The 17,830-nt window shown below is 60.5% G+C and carries 16 protein-coding genes; 7 read left to right on the top strand and 9 right to left on the bottom strand.

Features of this window, described 5'->3' with window-relative positions; all coding sequences use genetic code 11:
- Window positions 1-112 precede the first annotated feature (112 nt).
- Entirely contained in the window at window positions 113-1,069 is a 957-nt protein-coding gene (locus TSACC_RS20530) for a LacI family DNA-binding transcriptional regulator (protein ID WP_075081314.1), read from the bottom strand.
- 62 nt (window positions 1,070-1,131) lie between these two features.
- On the opposite strand from TSACC_RS20530, the gene TSACC_RS20525 reads away from it, so the two are divergent.
- The gene (locus TSACC_RS20525) at window positions 1,132-2,514 is read left to right on the top strand and encodes a hypothetical protein (protein WP_075081313.1); all 1,383 of its coding nucleotides are present in this window, start codon (window positions 1,132-1,134) and stop codon (window positions 2,512-2,514) included.
- Between the two features lie 5 nt (window positions 2,515-2,519).
- Here the strand turns inward: TSACC_RS20525 and TSACC_RS20520 are convergent, their stop codons facing one another.
- Genes TSACC_RS20520 through rpsU form a run of 3 tightly spaced genes read right to left on the bottom strand, consistent with a single transcriptional unit; the run spans window position 2,520 to window position 4,245 of the window.
- Complete coding sequence (locus TSACC_RS20520) at window positions 2,520-3,140, bottom strand: CHAP domain-containing protein (protein WP_153811561.1); 621 nt, start codon at window positions 3,138-3,140, stop codon at window positions 2,520-2,522.
- 53 nt (window positions 3,141-3,193) lie between these two features.
- Window positions 3,194-4,033: an NAD-dependent epimerase/dehydratase family protein gene (locus tag TSACC_RS20515; RefSeq protein WP_075081311.1), complete on the bottom strand. Its 840-nt coding sequence runs from the start codon at window positions 4,031-4,033 to the stop codon at window positions 3,194-3,196.
- A gap of 8 nt (window positions 4,034-4,041) precedes the next feature.
- Complete coding sequence (gene rpsU / locus TSACC_RS20510; protein ID WP_075081310.1) at window positions 4,042-4,245, bottom strand: 30S ribosomal protein S21; 204 nt, start codon at window positions 4,243-4,245, stop codon at window positions 4,042-4,044.
- Window positions 4,246-4,360: 115 nt separating this feature from the next.
- On the opposite strand from rpsU, the gene TSACC_RS20505 reads away from it, so the two are divergent.
- From TSACC_RS20505 to TSACC_RS20490, 4 genes are read left to right on the top strand one after another with little or no spacing between them, the layout of a single operon-like run.
- Window positions 4,361-5,038: a hypothetical protein gene (locus TSACC_RS20505; RefSeq protein ID WP_075081309.1), complete on the top strand. Its 678-nt coding sequence runs from the start codon at window positions 4,361-4,363 to the stop codon at window positions 5,036-5,038.
- Window positions 5,039-5,043: 5 nt separating this feature from the next.
- Complete coding sequence (locus tag TSACC_RS20500; RefSeq protein WP_075081308.1) at window positions 5,044-7,824, top strand: PD-(D/E)XK nuclease family protein; 2,781 nt, start codon at window positions 5,044-5,046, stop codon at window positions 7,822-7,824.
- The gene (locus tag TSACC_RS20495; RefSeq protein ID WP_075081307.1) at window positions 7,821-10,910 is read left to right on the top strand and encodes a UvrD-helicase domain-containing protein; all 3,090 of its coding nucleotides are present in this window, start codon (window positions 7,821-7,823) and stop codon (window positions 10,908-10,910) included. The genes TSACC_RS20500 and TSACC_RS20495 overlap by 4 nt, the downstream gene beginning before the upstream one ends.
- Before the next feature lie 48 nt (window positions 10,911-10,958).
- The gene (locus tag TSACC_RS20490; protein ID WP_075081306.1) at window positions 10,959-11,669 is read left to right on the top strand and encodes a L,D-transpeptidase; all 711 of its coding nucleotides are present in this window, start codon (window positions 10,959-10,961) and stop codon (window positions 11,667-11,669) included.
- A gap of 12 nt (window positions 11,670-11,681) precedes the next feature.
- Here TSACC_RS20490 and TSACC_RS20485 read toward each other — a convergent pair whose 3' ends face one another.
- Window positions 11,682-12,956: a tetratricopeptide repeat protein gene (locus TSACC_RS20485; RefSeq protein ID WP_075081305.1), complete on the bottom strand. Its 1,275-nt coding sequence runs from the start codon at window positions 12,954-12,956 to the stop codon at window positions 11,682-11,684.
- 148 nt (window positions 12,957-13,104) lie between these two features.
- On the opposite strand from TSACC_RS20485, the gene TSACC_RS20480 reads away from it, so the two are divergent.
- Window positions 13,105-13,911 carry a threonine/serine exporter family protein gene (locus tag TSACC_RS20480; protein WP_075081304.1) on the top strand — a complete coding sequence of 269 codons (807 nt, stop codon included), beginning with the start codon at window positions 13,105-13,107 and terminating at the stop codon, window positions 13,909-13,911.
- The gene (locus TSACC_RS20475) at window positions 13,908-14,405 is read left to right on the top strand and encodes a threonine/serine exporter family protein (protein ID WP_075081303.1); all 498 of its coding nucleotides are present in this window, start codon (window positions 13,908-13,910) and stop codon (window positions 14,403-14,405) included. Before TSACC_RS20480 ends, TSACC_RS20475 begins: the two co-directional genes overlap by 4 nt.
- Before the next feature lie 10 nt (window positions 14,406-14,415).
- Here TSACC_RS20475 and TSACC_RS20470 read toward each other — a convergent pair whose 3' ends face one another.
- From TSACC_RS20470 to TSACC_RS20455, 4 genes are all read right to left on the bottom strand, one after another.
- A complete protein-coding gene (locus TSACC_RS20470; RefSeq protein ID WP_075081474.1) occupies window positions 14,416-15,702 on the bottom strand; it encodes a Glu/Leu/Phe/Val family dehydrogenase in 1,287 nt (428 codons plus the stop codon).
- 144 nt (window positions 15,703-15,846) lie between these two features.
- Window positions 15,847-16,221 (bottom strand): hypothetical protein, encoded by a 375-nt coding sequence (locus tag TSACC_RS20465; protein ID WP_075081302.1) that lies wholly within the window; start codon window positions 16,219-16,221, stop codon window positions 15,847-15,849.
- A gap of 84 nt (window positions 16,222-16,305) precedes the next feature.
- A complete protein-coding gene (locus tag TSACC_RS20460; protein ID WP_075081301.1) occupies window positions 16,306-16,626 on the bottom strand; it encodes a hypothetical protein in 321 nt (106 codons plus the stop codon).
- Window positions 16,623-17,795: a TMEM43 family protein gene (locus tag TSACC_RS20455; protein ID WP_075081300.1), complete on the bottom strand. Its 1,173-nt coding sequence runs from the start codon at window positions 17,793-17,795 to the stop codon at window positions 16,623-16,625. The genes TSACC_RS20460 and TSACC_RS20455 overlap by 4 nt, the downstream gene beginning before the upstream one ends.
- Window positions 17,796-17,830 lie beyond the last annotated feature (35 nt).

Here is a 17,830-nt window from a genome sequence, read left to right as displayed (position 1 = left end):
TCGAGGTGTGCTATGAAGCACATACCATTTCTCGCGTCTCTTCAAAAAACACTTCGGCCACTCCCCGCTATACTTCGCCCGGTTCTCATGGCGCGAGATGTCTGGATAACGGTCAGACCACCAGCTTTCCCTGCAGGGAGAGCGTCTTGCTTTCGGCAGGCAGGCCGAGCTCTCCGGCCAGAAGCTGGTGATGGACCAGCCTCACCCCCTCGCTGCCAATATCCGCCGGGGAGGAGGCAATATGCATCACCCCCGGCGGACACTCGAAGGAATTGAGAAAGGCAAAACCGGAAACTCTTTCATTGAGCGCCATCCAGACGCTGGCGTGAATGGTCAGAACCCCGTCGACCCGAAACCTCCGCTGCCACCGCCGTAGGGCGTCATGATCGTCGATGTTCCCGGCGTAAGGCGGAATCCCGTTCTTTCCCGCGAGTGATGCCGCATACGCGCCAAGCCAGCGATGACCGGTGCGGGACTCCAGCGAGGGGGCGACGGCAAAGCCAACCCGGCGCGCGCCCTGGTCCCGGAGCCAGTTCACAGCCCTCGTCACTCCGTCAAAGTAATCCATGGCGACACTGTTCATCGTCGGATGATGCGCGAGCGCGCCCAGCGAAACGGGCGCAAAGAAAGCCCAATCCCATCCCTCCAAATCCTGTGGCACCTGAGAGGTCCCGAGCAACACACCCTGCACCCCGCGGTGAAACCACAGGCGAGCGAGGCGACGCCTGCCCCCGATCTGACCCGGGAGATTTTGCGCCTCGATGGAATATCCCAGCCGCTCGGCTTCCGTGCGAGCTCCCGCGAGAACGCGCAGCCCATACTCGTCCTCGTCACACAAAAGATAACCCAGCACACTGCCATGGCGGCGACCTCGCCGTTCCCGATAGGCCGCCAGGGCCGAGAGCGCGGGATCAGGCCGATAGCCGAGAGCGTGAATCGCCGCCTCTACCTTCTCCCTCGTGCCCGGCGACACTCGAAACCCGCCGCGCACAACACGCGAAACGGTCATGTGGCTGACGCCCGCCAGTCGGGCAACGTCATAAAGGGTTGGGCGATTCTTGGCCTCCATGATGTTACTGTGAACATTTCAAGCCCATTGCGCAACACGAGGCTGCGGGGAATCCTGATGCCATGAACAAGCCTCCCTTCAGTGTTTCCGGCGTCATTCCTTCGCTTGCCCAGGTCGCGGACTTTGGCCCGCCGCGCAGTGAGATCGGCATCGGCTGCCTCATGCCGTGGCTGGGCAAACTGTACGTGCTAAATTACGTCTCCCACCGTCGGCACACCGGCACGGGCGCGGGGCTACGAGTGATCGAGGACGATTTCTCCATGACAGTGCATCCCGCCGCGGTCGACGGAACTTACGCCAACCGCTTCGTCCACGCGCCGTCGAGCCAGTTGATCATCGGGCCGCACCTCATCGACACGCAGCACACCGTGCGCACCGTGCGCGAACTCATCGACATCCGGCTCTGCGGCACGGCCACGCACCTGACTGATCCCGAGAATCTCGTCTACATGCTCGGCATGGAGGGCGAGCTTTTCGAACTCAACGTCCATACCCTTGAGGTGAAGCTCATCTTTGACCTCACTGCGGCGCTCTCCACTCCCGGCGAATATTCCTGTCACTACAAGGACTGCTATACCGAGGGCGGGCGCCTCGTCGTGGTCAACAATGACTACAGCGAACCAGACTTCCTCGGGAAGCAGAGCGAGGGAACGCTGGCCGAGTACGATGGAGAAAAATGGACCGTCATCGAGCGCAAACCCTACGTAGGCCTCGGAGGACTCGGGCCGTACGGCGGCAATGTCTTCGCCACCGGCTGGGATCGCGCCTCGGCGATTCTCAAGGTCTTCACCGGAGCCGACAAGACCTGGCGCACCTACCGTCTGCCCAAGGCCTCCCACTGCTGGGACCACAAGTGGCAGACCGAATGGCCGCGCATCCGCTCCGTCGATCACGAGCGCCTGCTCATGGATCATCATGGCATGTTTTACGAACTCTCCCCATGGGCTTACGGCAATCGCGTGTGGGGCATCCGCCCCATCTCCACCCACCTCTGGGTCCATGGCGATTTCTGCTCATGGAAAGGCATGCTCATCATCGGCGCGGACAACACCAGTCACGAGGGAGGCGGCAATCTGCAATGCGCCGAGCCTCAGTCCGGCCTCTGGTTCGGTCGCACCGACGATCTGTGGAATCTCGGCAAGCCAAAGGGCTGGGGCGGCCCATGGTGGGAGGATGCGGTAAAGGCGGGCGAACCCTCCGATCCGTACCTGATGACTGGCTTCGACAAAAAGGTCCTGCACCTTTCCCAGGAAAGCGCCCATGCAGTAACCTTCAACGTCGAGGTCGACTTCCTTGGCTGCGGGGTATGGAAATCCTACGCACGCATCGAGGTTCCAGCCGGGAGTTATGTCCCGCACGTCTTCCCGGACGGGTTTTCCGCGCATTGGGTACGTGTCACGGCCTCAGCCGACTGCCGCGCAACAGCGCAGTTGCACTACACGTAGATGCCTTACTGCACCTGCACCGAGGATGTCGTCGTCTTGTTCTCGGTCAGCTGCTGGCGTTTATCGAAGAACGCGAGCGCCATACGCTTGCGTTCCTCGAGCACGACGGCCACCTGCTGATCGACAGGCGGCAAGGGGGTGAGAATCGAACCACCCGGAGGCATCCAGGCGCGCCTGGTGAAATTATCGAAAACCGATCCACCAGGCAGGGCACGGGGGCAGTCGGATACGTAGAGGCGCTGGCCATTCGGAGCGAGCGCAACCATTTCCACATGACCGTAGGAACCGCCGGGCGTGCCGCGATTACGTTTCCCCATACGGGCATCACCCAGATAGACGAGTACGCTGCCTAGAGGAGCCTTAAAAGGTGAAACACAAGCCACCGGCTTCCATCCGGCATCGGCGAGGATTTTCTCCCAGTCCTGACCGTTTCCCTGCTTAAGACCTGCTCCGAGACCGGATTTGTTCAGGATCGAGTAGATGCCACGTCCGCACCACCCGGAGGCGATGTTATCGTTTGCACTCTCGACAGCGGCAGCGACGAGCTTCGTCCGGGAAAGCTGGCCCGCCTGCGCCGTGGTGGCGATGGCGATCATTGCGACTAGGGCCAGACTCCGGAGAAGCATCGGGGAGACTTTATGCAGGGAGTCGGGTCCGCCAAGGGTTTTTTCGCCGAAAATCACTCCTCGGCCCGCACCAAATCCGGCAGGGCCACGCGGTAGGCCGGGAAGAGCGGCGTCCATCCCGCGGCTTTGAGCTTCGCGTTGGAAACACGCTTGTTGCTTGCGCCGCGTCGACGGACCACATCGCCCTGCGCTGGAGCGGGCAGTGCTCCGCCGAGGAAGTCGGCGATCCACTGGTATACATCCCGCTGGGTGGCCGGTTGGTCATCGGCTACATTGTAAATACCAGGAGCGCAACGATGCGCGTAAAGATGGAAGAGGGCCCTCGCTGCGTCATCGCGATGGATCTGGTTGATCCAGCGACTCCCCTCCCCGTCGAGGGCGGCCTCCTTTGCGAGGTAGCGCTTGAGCAAAACCGAGCGCTTCGGACCGTACAGTCCGGCCAGCCGCGCTACGTACCCACCCGAAGCGAGGGCGACCCCCTCGGCATCGCGGAGGATGCGCCCAGTATCCCGGGGCGGATCGGAAGGACTGTCCTCCGTCACCCATTCGCCGTCTCTCTGAGCATAGACCGATGTACTGCTGACAAAGAGCGAGCGACGGGGTTTGGCGGCAGCGAGGGAATTGAGAAATCCCTCCAGATAGGCCATGCGATAGGCTTCAACGTCCCCCCCCCGCGTGCTTACAGCGTAGATCAGGGCGTCAGCGCCACGCCAGGGAGCATCGAGCAAAAACTCCTGCGTAAGATCCTGGGAGCGAACCTCATAAGGTTTTCCCGCCAACCGCCGCACTGAATCCTCCCGAGCGAAGGCAAGCACCTCCCAGCCTGAGCAAAAAAACAAATCGGCTGCGGCTTCTCCAAGGAAACCGCAGCCGGCTATGATTACCTTCGGCAAAAAATTGCTTAAGGAAGGTTCAGGTTGAAACGAATCTTGAGCTTCGCGCGCTTGGCGTTGTTCTTCGCTTTGCGACGAGCTTTCTGCGTGGGCGTTTCAAACGCGCGCAGACGACGGACTTCGTCGAGAATGCCTTCGGAGTCCAACTTCGACTTGAGGCGCTTAAGGGCGCGGTCGATTGGCTCTCCTTTACGGACTGTCACTTCTGGCATATCTTCACCTTCCTTTCTTTTGGGGCCTGAGACGGTAACGGCTGATTTTCCGGGAGTCAAACATCTCCTTTCCTGTTTGCTGATTTCTGTGATATTCCGTATTGCGTTCCCCCGCATGAAGACAGCTTGGCAAAGATGGCGGTGCCTCCTCGGTACCGGGCTTATTCTCGCAACTTCCGGCATCCAGGCAGGAGAAATCGCAAAAGAACTCTCCGACAGCTATCTTCAACAGGTTAAAGACGGCAAGTTAGTCGTTGTCACGGAGGACATTGCAGGAAAACCGTGGCCTCGCGTGCGACTTTATCGCCGGGTAGCCGCCAAACCCGAGGAAGTGGCCGCAGTTTTCACAAACTACCCCGGCGCAACGAAATACATTCCCAATCTGCTCAAGTCCGAGATTTCCAAGCAGGTGAGCCCTTGTGTGGCCGAAGTCGACTACGGCGTCGATATCCCCATCCTGCCCGACGAGTATTATACCGCCCGCAACTCCCTGAGCCTGACGAATGGAGTTTATCGCATCGACTGGAAGCTGCTCCGGGCCACCCAGACGAAGGATAGCGAAGGCTGTCTTCGCATCGAGCCTTACGGAGAGGAATCCCTGATCTGCTATCGTAACCTGGTCACCCCGGGTTCCATGATGGCACCGCTACTCCGTGGCAAGGCCATTGACCAGATGCGTGAAACCGTCACGGCGATCGCCAAGGAGGTTGAAAACCAGAAAAAGACCTCTCCCGCTCAATTGGCCAAGGAGGTCGAGGCACTCCGCGCCGCCCTGGGCTCCGGGTCTCAATAAAGCGGATGCCTACGCCTGTTTTCCTCACGGAAGCTCGACCGCTGGTCAAGAAGGCCGCGGAATGGCTGGCCGGTCAGGCCTCCAGCAAACCATGGGATCTGAGCACTGTGGCCGTCCTGCTGCCTACGGCAGGAGCGGGACGGAGGCTGAGAGACGAGTTATCGCTGCTGGCCGAGGATCATGGCGCCGGACTCTTTCCGCCCCGTATCTCTACCCCGTTTGGCTTCATTGACGCCCTGCTTCCCAAGGTGGCGACACCCTCCGAGCGCCTCGCAGCCTGGAGTCGAGCGATCAGCAATGAGGCCCATGCGGTGAGCGATTTGCTGCCGGGGTTTCGGCTCCCCATCCCCGCCCGCGACTCGGCCCGGCTCGCACAGACGTTCCTCGATCTCTGCTCATCGCTCGCGGAGGCGGCCCTTACCCCGCTTTCGGAAAAGCTGCCCGAGCTGTTGTCCAACGACGCCGAGCGCTGGGAGGCGGTGGCAACCCTCTACCGCGGCTACCTCTCATTTCTCCAGAATGCAGACCCGAACGAGGCCCGCATTGCCGCCATTGCTGAGGCATCGCCACCATCCGGGCTGGATCATATCGTCATCGCCAATGTCGCAGATCTCCCACGCCTGCACCGGTTGATCTTCAATCATCTCGAGGAGTGCGGCGTTCGCATCACCGTCCTCGTCGATGCTCCGGGGGAACCCGAGATCACCTTTGATGCCTGGGGAACCCCGGCGGCCAAGGACTGGGAGGAAATGACCATCCCGATCCGTGCAGGCGACATCATCGTGACCGCCGATGCCTATTCCGAAGCCGAGGAGGCAGCCCGATTGATCGCCTCGGCTCCCGGAGCGGGTCTTTGCCTGGCGGATGAATCCCTCAAAGCCCAGGCGCGCAGCGCGTTTGCGCGGCGCAATCGTGAGGTCTTTGATCCCCAGGGGGAACCTCTCGCCGCCGCCGAGATCGCGGTCCTCACCGATGCGTGGGTGGAGTTCTGCACGAGCGAGCTCGTCTCAGCCCTCGCTCCAGTGGTGCAATCTCCCGCGTTTCTCGCCGCGCTGAATCGCACCGCCAGCCTCGTACCCGCACACAGCCTCGAGGCCTACGACCTCGTGCGCACAGAGATGTTGATCGACTACTGGCAGGATGTCGCAGGGTACTTCCAACGCCCGATCGAGGAAGAGCCTGAGATGCTTCGCAAGCGGGCTCACTTTGTTCAAACCGTCGAGACGTTGCGCAAGGAATTCGCCGCGGCATCCGACCTCGTGGAGGGCCTGGAGCAGTTTGTAGCTTTTCTTTACGGTGAAGCGAAGCTGGAGTCCCATTCCCGCGAGGCCCAATCCCTGCGCGGCTATATCAACGCCCTCCGCGAGGCACGGACTCACGCTCATGAAAACGGCGATTTACTTCGTGAGTGCATCCGTGAGGCCGCGCGCCGCATCGCTCTTTACGACGCCCACTCTGCAGATGCCGTGGAACTCAATGGCTGGCTGGAAGCTCCCTGGCTCGCAGAGGAGCACCTGGTACTCACCGGCTGCACGGAGGGCGCCCTCCCCTCATCCACCAATGGGCACGCCTTTCTGCCCGACAGCGCGAGGGAGACTCTGGGTCTCTCAACGAACCGCTCACGCTACGCGCGCGACGCCTTTTTCCTCCACAACATCCTACGTTCCCGCCCTCCCGGAGCAGTCAAGTTTCTCTATGGACGCATGAATGCGGGGGGCGAACCAGCCAAGCCCTCGCGGCTGCTCCTGCGTTGCCCGCCAGAGGAACTCGCCACTCGCGTGGCGCGGGTCTTTCATTCCGTCCCAACCTTGCGCCATTCGCCTCGGCGGCGACGCGAGTGGAGACTGCAGGTGCCCAGGGCAGCGACGATGACGAAGCTCCCCGTGACGGGATTTGGCGACTATCTCGCCTGCCCGATGCGGTATTACTTCAAGCATGTGCTCGGCATGGGAGCCATCGATCCGCAGGCCGGTGAGATGAATGCCTCGATGTTTGGTTTGTTGTTTCACACGGTCGTTGATCGCTTCGCCAAGGACCAGGTCGCCCGCGAGAGTGACGATCCCCGCATCATCGAGCGCTTCCTTCACGACGCGCTCGACCGGGAGGTGGTACGACTGCATGGTCTGCACCCTTCGCTACCCGTACGAGTGCAGCAGGAAAGCCTGCGCGTACGCCTGTCGCGAATGGCGCAGATCCAGGCTGGGGAGCGGGCCGCCGGGTGGCAGATTCTTCACTCCGAGTACCGGTTTGGCCCCAAGGGGGAGAAATCTCCGGAGTGGTTCGGTCTGCCGATCTCCGCAAGCCTGGACCGAATCGAGGTGCATATCCGCACCGGCCAGCGGCGTATCCTGGATTACAAGACCTTCGCCCGTGACAAGTCGCCTGATGAGGCGCATTTCTCCTCGCGCTGTCCCGCGGAACTCCTGCCAGGCGAAGAAGTTATTCGCGATGGCAAGCCGCGCTACTGGACGAATCTTCAACTCCCCCTCTACCGCGAACTCTCGCTCTTCAAGTGGCGCGACGATCTCGCACCTCCGGTCGTCGGATATTTCCTGCTCCCGGAACGAGTGGAGGACGCAAAGATCGCGATGTTTGATCTCGACGAGGAGACCATCAGCAACGCGACGCTTTGTACGGAAGCCATCGCCGAGCGTATCGCGCGCGGGATATTCTGGCCGCCCCGCGAGCCGCTTTACGACGACTATGACTCGCTTTTCCTCGGAGAAGCCCCGGAAGATGTTCTCTCCGAGGAATCTCTGGAATGGCTGCAAGGGAGGCCCGAATGAACCCTCTGCGCCATCAGCGAATCATCGCCAACGCGGGATCGGGCAAGACATACCGCCTCACCAGCCGTTTCATCGAACTGCTGGCCCGGGGCGTTCCCGCCGAGAAAATCATCGCCCTCACCTTTACCCGCAAGGCGGCGGGAGAGTTTCTGGACGCCATCTTTGAGCGACTGCTCAAGGCCTCATCTTCCGACATGGGGGCACGCGAACTCGCCGGTGCCGTCGGTTTTCCCGCTCTGAAGCAGGCGGATTTCCACCGCCTGCTCGAGGACATGGTGCGCAAGCTGCCGCAACTCGCGCTCGGCACGCTCGACGGATTCTTTGCCCGGGTGGTCCGCGTGTTTCCGCTGGAGTGCGGCTTGGCGGGAGAAATCACCGTGCTCGACCCGCAGTTTCTCGACGTGACGCGTCGCGGCGTGCTTGCAGCTGTCTTCCGCGCGCATGCGGCAAATGACAAATCTTTCGCGGAACTCCTTGAGCTTCTCCGTCAGGAAAGCCGAAACCGGCAGTCGCGTACGGTGATCGAAACCGTCGACCGCCAGGTCGCGACTCTGCATGAAAAATATCTGCAGACTCCCGCCCAGCATGTATGGGGCGACCCTAGTGACATCTGGGGCGAACATCCACCCTTTCAAAACTCCGGTCACCTCTCTGCCCGGGTGGAGCTTTTTGCCGACGAACTGGAGGAAATCCACTCCGACATGGAGGATAAGCACCGCGAAGGCTGGCGGGAACTCCTCGACGAAATCGGGCGATTGAAAGCCGGCCATGTCGTGCCGAAGGAGTGCCTCGGATTTGCCCTCAAGGCTCTCTCCGCGCCGCCATCCAAAAAAGCCGAGGAGTGTTTCGACCTGAAGCTCAGCCGCAAAACCTTCGCATTTCCCGAGACCCTGCGTCCGCTCGTCGAGGATATCGCAAAATCCATTCTTTCCATCGATCTGCAAACTCGCATCACGCGCTCGCGGGCCCTGCACGCGCTGGTTGAGAAATTTGAGCGAACGTACCAGCGTACGGTCCGCCAGGCAGGCAAGCTGACCTTCCTCGACATCACCGGGATGCTCGCCTCGGGTGATACCGGCGCATGGTCCGGGCAATCTCTGCGTCCTCACGTGCGCCAGGCCATCGATTATCGTCTCGATGCGTCCTACGACCACTGGCTCCTGGATGAGTTTCAGGATACAAGCCGCCTCCAGTGGCTAGCCATCCGCGATCTCATCGACGAGGTGATTCAAAGCGAGAGCGGTCGACGCTCATTTTTTTACGTCGGTGACACCAAGCAGGCAATCTACTCCTGGCGCGGTGGCGACTCCCGGCTCTTCGATGACATCGCGCGGTATTACAATGCCTCGGGCGAGGACCGGATCGACGTCTCGGAATCGCTAAACACCTCTTACCGCTCGGTCCCCGAGATCCTGGAAAGTGTCAATACGCTTTTCTCTCCCGGCAATCTATCCGACCAGGCGGGAATCATCGAGTTTCCCGCCGCCACCCTCAGCCGGTGGCAGGCCTCATGGCGGCAGCACCACGCGTCCAACCCCCAGGCGGGCCGCGGCTGTGTGACATGGCAGACATTTGCCACGGATGAAGGCAGCTCCTTTCTCGATCAGCAGGCGGCCCGCCTTGCCGCGGAGATCAACCCAATAGAGAAAGGCTGGACCTGCGCCGTCCTCGTGCAGACCAACTCCCGTATCGCCAGCGTGGTGAACGCCCTGCGCGCTGAGGGCCTGCCTGCGGCAGCCGAGGGACGCTTCTTTCCCTGTGCGGACAATGAACTGGCCGGAGCCCTCCTGGCGCTCGTCCACTGGCTGGCGCATCCACATGATACGCTGGCGGAAAAACACGTTCTCATGTCGCCCTTTGCCACGCTTTGGCATGAGGGAGCAGAGCACTTCCGACTCGCGGCGTTGCACCTTATCCGCACGCAGGGTTTTGCCGAGGCCGTGCGGCAATGGGTCAATCAGGCCGCCCCATCCCGCGGCGAATATCTCCAAAGCCGCTTCGAGACGCTCATCGAGGCGGCGGTGGAGTTTGAAGCCGTCACCGGCGGCACAGGCACGCTGGATGAGTTTGTCACCTACGCGCAGGGGTTCACGGACACAGAAATCGGATCGGGAGACACGATCCGGGTAATGACGATCCATGCGTCAAAGGGGCTCGACTTTGACATGGTCATCCTGCCGGAGGTGCAGGGAGTCTCACTGCCCAGCCGCCGCGACGATAGCTCGATCCACCTGCACGTCAATGATCACGGCGATGTCGACTGGGGTCTCGATCTGCCCAACAAGGATGTCTGCGAGGCCGATCCCGTGCTGAGCGAAGCCTACGAGCAGGACGTGGCAGAGGATTGTTACGAGAACCTCTGCCTCTACTATGTCGCCCTCACACGTGCGAAACGCGGGCTTTATTTGCTCACCACGGCGCAAAAAGACAGTACGACGAGCCGGGACTTCAACCGTTTGCTTCACCTGACCTTTCCGCGAAAGTCGGGCCGATACGTTCTGGGCAACGAAGAATGGCACGCCGCCGGAAAACCGGTGACAATTTCCGCTCCGGCTGAGCCTGCTGGCTTTGATGCCTCCGTCTCGCCTATCCGTACGGCACGAACAGCCTCCCACCCCTCAGAAACGCACTCCTCGACATTACCCGGACGCGCGATCCTTGCCGCCCAGGCCTCGGCTGATCTCGGCGTGGAAATCCATGCGGCCCTCGCCGAAGTGGAATGGCTCCCAGGACCCACTCCCGACCTCGACAGCGTCTCGCCAGAGGCGGCCATGCTTCTGCGGGAGTTTCTTGAAAACCCGGAGAACGCGGTCCATTTCGAAAAGCCGACTCGGAAATCGACTCTCTGGCGGGAGAAAGCTTTCGATGTCGTGCTGCCCGATGGGCGGCGGGTAGCCGGCGTGTTTGACCGGGTCGTTGTGCAAGCCGATCAGGCCCTGTTGCTGGACTTCAAGACCGACGACGCCGAGCCGGCGGAATTGGAGAAACGCCACGGGAAACAAATTGCCGTTTACCGTGAATGTCTCGCCGCCCTCACCGGTTTGCCCGAGTCCGCCATTGAGGCCCGGCTGGTTCCCGTGAGGTAAAAAAACATTTGTAGCGGCATAGAATTTGCTTTTTTCTCGGAAGCGCCGATGGTGCGTTCGCCGCGCCTGCCTTTGACCGTGACGAAACTGAACCGCTTTTTACTGCCCATATTTCTTGCTTCGACGCTCGCAATCGCGAGAGCCGAGGAATCCGCCGTCCCGGTGAATCCCGAGATCCCGTTGCCAGCTTCCATCCCGGGAGCCGGACCGACATCCTCGGATCTGGAAATCCTCGTCAGCGTGGCCGATCAGCAACTGGCCCTGGTTTCTGGGGGCGAGGTCGTCAAAAAATACACCATCTCGACCTCACGTTATGGTGTCGGCGACAGCTACAATTCGTACCGTACGCCGCTCGGAAAACTCCGGGTTTGCAGCAAGCTCGGTGGCGGCCTCCCGGAGGGTTCTGTTTTCAAGCACCGCCAGCCGACTGGTGAAATCCTTCCGATCAATGCCGCTGGCCGCGACCCCATTGTGACCCGCATCCTTTGGCTGGAGGGAACAGAAGGTCAGAATGCCAACGCCCGCGAGCGCGGCATCTACATTCATGGCACCCCGGTGGAGAAACAACTCGGCCGCCCGGTCAGCTATGGCTGTATCCGCATGCGGTCCCGCGATGTCGTAGACCTTTATACCTCTGTCCCTATCGGTGTGACGGTGACCATCACGATGGATCACCTCCCCGGAAAAAAGAGCAGCCCGTTTGACGGACCGCTGGCTCTGCTCGCCAGCCTCTCCGGCAAGCAGCCGACCATTCGCTGATCGAGCGCCCAGCTACCGGGCGAAGAACGGCCGGAGCTTTGGCTCGTTGCGATATCGGCGCAATGCCGGATCATTGATCACGTAGCCAAAGACAGCTGGTGTCATCGCCCTGCTGGCCTCAGTCAGAAGCTCGGCCGCGCGATCAAAGTTCCCCCGGCGCATGGCCACGTATGCCGCTGGGACGAGCTTTTGCACGTTATCCGTCGCTCCGACATCTGGTGGCAGCTGGGCGTCGCTCATCGTCTCCCGCTCCATGATCTGAGCCGTCACATCCATGACGAGGTGGCTGTCGACCAAACTGAGACGGGCTTGTGCAGCACGCACCTCCGCGAGAGCTTCGTCGCGTTTGCCTGCATAGCGGAGGATCGATGCCAGCTCAAAGTGCGGGTACGGATTGGCCGGATCGGCGGCAATGGAGCGGCGCAGATATTCCTCCGCGCGCTTGACGGGATTTCCCATGACAAACTTGTCCCGTCGGGCGGCTTTCTGACTCTCAATCACCGCGAGTAGTGCCAGCGAATCGGACACCCTCTGGCGTTTGGCGATCGATTCGGTAGCCTTTACGGAGGCCAGTTCATCATCCCCCTTCTCCAAGGCTGCAAGTGCCACCAGATAATTCATCGAAACGACGGATGGCCACTGGGTCTGCAAGTTCTTGAGTTCCTCCAGGCTCTCATCGACTTGTCCCGCGCGCATTTTGATCAGTGTGGCATTGAGTTTGCTTGAAAATGTCGGGTCGAGATCGGCGCCATCGAAACTGGCCTCCTTGTTGGCCAGCCTTCGACCTTCAGCCACACCGGAGTCGTATGACAAAGAATGTATCCACACGACCAGAATCACCCCCGCGATCACGACGTAAACGAGCTTCAGGTCGATGAAGAGCACCTTCTTCGCTGCCTTTAGAATCGCCTTGCCCATGGCTGCCGCCTGCTCCTCGGGAGCGGGAGGTCGCTTGGCAGGGTCGACCTCCTCGGGGGGTTCCTCCTCCCTCCCCTCCGGAGCCTCCCATTTCTCCTCCTCAGTCCGATGGTCGTTCTCCCGAGTTGCCTGACGGGTCGGCTCAAACCGCGCCTTTGGCTTGGTCTTGGCGACTCCGGTTGGCTTGCGAATGGTGGAGAGATTCTCGATCGCCGTGGATTCCTCTTCTGGAGCCGTCTTGGCACTCTTGGCCGCAGGCAAGCCCTTGCGCTCTGTCGCACTCGCATCTGCCGAGGTTTCTCCTTTGCCCTCCGGTACTCCCTTTGTGGACGGCTGCTGCTTTTCTTTGCTCCCCTTTTGTTCGCTCATACCCGGAATCGGTTGAAGTTAACTGATTTGCTGAAAAGTTCAGTAGACCTGCCTGATTGACAAAATCCAGCGCAAAAAACCAGATGCATTGAGCAACCGAGGGCGAGGAAATGAGGTTGGGAAGGGGGCGGGAAAAGTGATATTCTGGATGGCTGTGACAGATTCAGCGATCAATCCGCCTCCGTTGGCAGACATCGCCCGACTGACCACCGCGATAGGACGCGGGTTGATGCAGGCCGGAGCGACGACGGACGTGGTTCATTCCAGCATTATCGATGCAGCCAAAGGGCTAGGCTGCACCGACGCAGAAGTATACGCCCAGCACGCAGCACTTATCGTAACCCTCCGTCGTGGCAGCGAATCCTACACCCATATGGGCAAGGTCGGCGAACACGGCACCAACCTCCGTATAGCCAGTTCCCTGCGTAAACTGGTGGAGCATATCCAGGATGGAACACTCGACCTCGCCGCAGCGAAGAGGGTCCTCAAGGACGTCCCAACCACTACCAGGAAATATCCGGTATGGGTCGTGGCGCTCGCCACAGGACTGGCCTGCGCCGGGTTCGGTCGATTGATCCTCTCGGACTGGCGTGTGGAGTGGATGGTCTTCATCCCGACCTGCCTCGGTACAGCGGTGGGACAGTGGCTCCGGCACACCATGCTGCACAAGCACCTGAACTTTTACATGATGGTGACATCGGTCGCTTTCACCTCGGCCTTTATCGCCGGGCTGGGCAGCCGGTTGGTGCACTCCTCGAAATGGGAGTTGGCCACCGTCGCAGCCACGCTGCTTCTGGTGCCGGGGACGGCCATGTTCAATGCGCAACTCGACATCCTGCATGGGAAGCCCAGTCTCGCGGCCGCCCGCGTGGTGCGCATCATGTTCATCCTGCTCTTCCTCAGCCTCGGCCTCATCCTGGCCCAGCGAATCATCAGCCTCATCCCACTGCCATGAGCAACGACGAAATCATCCGCCACATCATTCACCAGGCGTTCTTTGGCGGCGTCTCCGCCTTCGGGTTCGCCGTGCTCTTCAACTGCACTCCTCGCATCCTGTGGGTGGGCTTCATCTCGGGAATGCTGGCACTGGCCACTCGCACATTCTGCCAGGATATCTTCCACCTGGGCCTGCCAGCGGCGTCGTTTTTCGGCAGCCTGCTGATCGCTTCGCTCAATCGCTGGTGGTGGGAGGACGCGCTTTCCCTGCGCGGTCCCGTGCTGGCGATCGTGGGCAGCATCCCGATGGTACCCGGCAGCCTTGCCGCCAAGGGCCTGTACGCAATCTTCCTGATGATCAATAACAATCAGGTCCCCGGCTCGCTCCCTCCCGTGGAGCTGGCCTTGGAAAACCTGATCATCGGCGCGACGACCCTCGTGGGTATCGGAACCGCCCTGGCGATTCCCGCCTTCTTCCCCGACTTCCCGGACAAAAACGAGGAAGAAGCCTGATCCGACCCGCTTAAGGAAAAATACCCCGCGCCTGTCTGGCGGCGAGTACGCGCTCGACCCCGAGCGATACCGCCGCCGTACGGTGCGGGATGCGGCGTTCCTTGGAACGCTTGACCATCGCAGTAAATGCCGTCTCCAGGATGCGATAAAGCCGGTCGGTGATTTCCACGTCGGACCAGAAGAAGTTCTGCAGGTCCTGCACCCACTCGAAGTACGACACAATCACACCGCCGGCATTGCAGAGGATGTCGGGTATAACAAACAACTCGTCCCAGCGCTGATCGAGGATCTTGTCGGCATCGGGCGTCGTGGGACCATTCGCCGCCTCGGCCAGGATGCGGCATTTTAATCGGCCCGCGTTTTCCTCCGTGATGACTCGCTCCACGGCGGCAGGCACGAGCACGTCGCACGGGAGAGTAAGAAATTCGTTGGGATCGACCCGTTCACCCTGCTCGAAGCCCTCGAGCACTCCATGGACGGCGACATGGCGATCCGCCGCGGCGACATCAAGGCCGTTTGGATCGTAAAGGGCCACAGTATGGTCGCTCAAACCGACCACCTTCATCCCGGATTTGTAAGCCAGACCGGCTGCGGTGACAGAACCGACATTGCCGAAACCCTGCACGATGGCGGTACACTCCGAAGGCGTGATCTTGAGCATGTTGAGTGCCCGCTCGATGAGATAAATGACTCCTCGACCAGTCGCCTCTCGACGACCCTGCACGCCGCCGAGCGACACAGGCTTACCTGTCACGATCTCGCCGAGAGCACATCCCATATGCACGGAGTATGTGTCCATGAACCAGGCCATCACCTGCTCGTTGGTGCCCATGTCCGGCGCCATGACATCCATCTGAGGTCCCACGAAGGGAATCATCTCCTGCATGTAGCGGCGGGAGAGCACCTCGAGTTCCCTGCGGCTCAGACTGCGAGGATCAACTCGGATACCTCCCTTTGCGCCGCCGTAGGGCAACCCCGCCAGCGCGCATTTCCAGCTCATCCAGACCGCGAGAGCGGCGGATTCGCCGATGGTCAGGTCTGGGGAGTACCGTGTTCCTCCCTTGGTCGGGCCAATCGAGAGATGGTGCTGCACCCGATAACCGTGAAAGACGTGCACCTCGCCGTTGTCCCGCTCAATGGGTAGGGCGACGGAGACGGCTCGCTTCGGATAGATCAACCGCCGTCGCGTCCCCTCTGGTATCTGCAAGTGATCAGCGATCACTTCAAATTGTTGCATCGCCATTTGAAACACCGGATCTGAGTAGATCGGGTCCGAGGGAGAGTCACCGTTCGCCATCTGCGAGGTGATTTTACGCCCGACTCGGGCGGGATGCAACCGCTTGCCGGAAAAAGAACATCCTTTCCCGGCGATCATCTCTGTTGTCCGCCCCCAGCCATTGGGGCCCGGCCAAGGGCGGACAAGAAGAGATGCGGAGTGTCCTTAGTTGCTGCCGTTTTGGGTCACCGCGGTGGCCTCGCCGTCCTTGTAGTACAGCGTGACGTCGGTGATCTCGGTCAGCTTGAGATTTTCCCAGGTGATGCTGTTGCCCTTGCTGTCGACGACCTTGAGATCCCACTCATCGGCTTTCTCTTTCGGGCTGAAAGTGATGTCGAGGTCCTCGCCGTCGGGCAGCTTGTCTTTGCCGAGAACGTCCTCTTCCCAATCATTGGAGGAATGGGGAGAAACGTAGAGCTCGTGGATCTCGACACCCGTCTTGTTATGAACGGTGAAATCCTGATCGCCCGCGCGAACGGACGAGACCTGGGTGAACATCGCCACGGAGGCAACTGTGAGGGAAAAAAGGATGCGTTTCATGATTGGCTCGCTTCTCTGCCAGCTTCTCAACCCGTTGCAAGACTAATTATAAAAACCGCCAAAAAAACCTAATGCTTTAGGTAGTTAACTATTTGAAATGAGAATGATTCCCAACAAAATCGGCACCGGAAGGGTGAACACAGCTGCCAGAATAACCGCCGAACGATTACGATGAAACGCCCATAGCACCCAGGCTCCGGCCCCCGCCAGCAGCAGCCACAGAGGGTACGACCACAGGAGTCCGACAAATAGCCAGGGCTGCCACATCTTGGTCGACCCCGGAGAGTCGAAGGCCATGACGGACAATCCCGCCATGGGCAGCCAGGGGATAAGGGTAAGCAATTGGAGCAGCTGCAGGATCAAAAGCGTGATCCAGGGCCAGCGAGGACGCCGGACCGAGTTCATGCCCCGAGCAGTCTCCGCTGCCGACGCAGATGCAACAGCCAGACTCCCGCAGCGACGGTCACGCCCGCGAGAATGAGCAAGACGATCCCCAGCAAAGGACGCACGGCGATCCAAGTGATGGCGATCGTTCCGATGGACAGCGCCAGAGCAAGCAGGAACATCACTAACGCGACGCCCGCACCGATCAGATCGCCCGCGAGAGGCAGGATGCTGGCGATCACGGGAAGAGGGCTGGAAATGGCCAGCAGCCCGACGAACATCAAGACAAACCCCACGCCCCTCAGGATCCACGTCCATGTCGTATTGGCGGCGCGCTCTCCAGCGAACATTTCCTTCGCGCTGACATTGCCGAGATAAAGCGTCTCGATGGATCCCAGGTCGCGTACGGAGAAGGGTTCAAAGGAGTCGCTGACCTGTCGGGCCAGCACGCTGACGTCGCCTAGGGGAACGATCTCAAACGCGACGCGCATATCCCCCACGGCGGGCTTCTGCGGGTCGTTGCCGACGTAATACGCCCCGGCCACGACCGATACCTTGCCCAGCCGCTCGAGCTCGGAGGTGGCGGAGAGGTTCTCTCCCTTCACCGGCAGCTTCTCAAACTTGTCTGCCTGCGAGAGCAGTTCGTCGGTCAGGAGAAAATCTCCGAGCGTCACCTCCTGGGGTAAGAAGTCCTCCGTGGCGATTGGCAGGGTGTCCGGATTCTGATGGCCGTTCTTTTCCTGAAAATCCGCGGAATCAATCAGCGACGAAGACCAGACCTTTTTATAAGAGTAGGTCTTTGTCTCCTCCTCGCCTCCGCCAGATGTTTTTCTGGTATCGGTGGAGGACTCCTCCTTCCACTGGTACATCTCGACCGAGCGGCGGAGGCGGAGCGCCTGAGCCGAAACACCGAGGAGCGAATCCGTCGCCGGACCGGAAGCCGCTGCGGGGCCGGAAACGTGGACGAGCCGGCCGTTGTTAGCCGGGTCCACGGGAGCGGCTGCCGCATCGATGACTTCCTTTTCCCCGATGGCCAGAGTCCTCGAGCGATTTACGGCTCGCACTTCATTCCAGCTTAGCAATCCGAAAGCGACAGCCACCAGGACCACGCCTCCGACCACACCGGCGATCGCCGAGCTAATACGTTCAAACCAGGACTTGCTGCGGGTCGTCGTGACTACATCGGCCATGGCCCGAGGAGAACCCTGCCGGATCGACAGGGTCA

It is taken from the genome of Terrimicrobium sacchariphilum (genome assembly GCF_001613545.1).
Lineage (GTDB): Bacteria > Verrucomicrobiota > Verrucomicrobiia > Chthoniobacterales > Terrimicrobiaceae > Terrimicrobium > Terrimicrobium sacchariphilum.
This window is presented reverse-complemented; position numbering and strand designations above follow the sequence as displayed.

Excerpts from the sequence above, each read along its gene's own strand:
- TSACC_RS20490 (WP_075081306.1), top strand. The coding sequence starts at position 10,959 with ATGGTGCGTTCGCCGCGCCTGCCTTTGACCGTGACGAAACTGAACCGC.
- TSACC_RS20500 (WP_075081308.1), top strand. The coding sequence starts at position 5,044 with ATGCCTACGCCTGTTTTCCTCACGGAAGCTCGACCGCTGGTCAAGAAG.
- rpsU (WP_075081310.1), bottom strand. The coding sequence starts at position 4,245 with ATGCCAGAAGTGACAGTCCGTAAAGGAGAGCCAATCGACCGCGCCCTT.
- TSACC_RS20525 (WP_075081313.1), top strand. The coding sequence starts at position 1,132 with ATGAACAAGCCTCCCTTCAGTGTTTCCGGCGTCATTCCTTCGCTTGCC.
- TSACC_RS20460 (WP_075081301.1), bottom strand. The coding sequence starts at position 16,626 with ATGAACTCGGTCCGGCGTCCTCGCTGGCCCTGGATCACGCTTTTGATC.
- TSACC_RS20455 (WP_075081300.1), bottom strand. The coding sequence starts at position 17,795 with ATGGCCGATGTAGTCACGACGACCCGCAGCAAGTCCTGGTTTGAACGT.
- TSACC_RS20485 (WP_075081305.1), bottom strand. The coding sequence starts at position 12,956 with ATGAGCGAACAAAAGGGGAGCAAAGAAAAGCAGCAGCCGTCCACAAAG.
- TSACC_RS20505 (WP_075081309.1), top strand. The coding sequence starts at position 4,361 with ATGAAGACAGCTTGGCAAAGATGGCGGTGCCTCCTCGGTACCGGGCTT.
- TSACC_RS20465 (WP_075081302.1), bottom strand. The coding sequence starts at position 16,221 with ATGAAACGCATCCTTTTTTCCCTCACAGTTGCCTCCGTGGCGATGTTC.
- TSACC_RS20480 (WP_075081304.1), top strand. The coding sequence starts at position 13,105 with ATGGCTGTGACAGATTCAGCGATCAATCCGCCTCCGTTGGCAGACATC.
- TSACC_RS20530 (WP_075081314.1), bottom strand. The coding sequence starts at position 1,069 with ATGGAGGCCAAGAATCGCCCAACCCTTTATGACGTTGCCCGACTGGCG.
- TSACC_RS20520 (WP_153811561.1), bottom strand. The coding sequence starts at position 3,140 with ATGCTTCTCCGGAGTCTGGCCCTAGTCGCAATGATCGCCATCGCCACC.
- TSACC_RS20495 (WP_075081307.1), top strand. The coding sequence starts at position 7,821 with ATGAACCCTCTGCGCCATCAGCGAATCATCGCCAACGCGGGATCGGGC.
- TSACC_RS20470 (WP_075081474.1), bottom strand. The coding sequence starts at position 15,702 with ATGGCGAACGGTGACTCTCCCTCGGACCCGATCTACTCAGATCCGGTG.
- TSACC_RS20475 (WP_075081303.1), top strand. The coding sequence starts at position 13,908 with ATGAGCAACGACGAAATCATCCGCCACATCATTCACCAGGCGTTCTTT.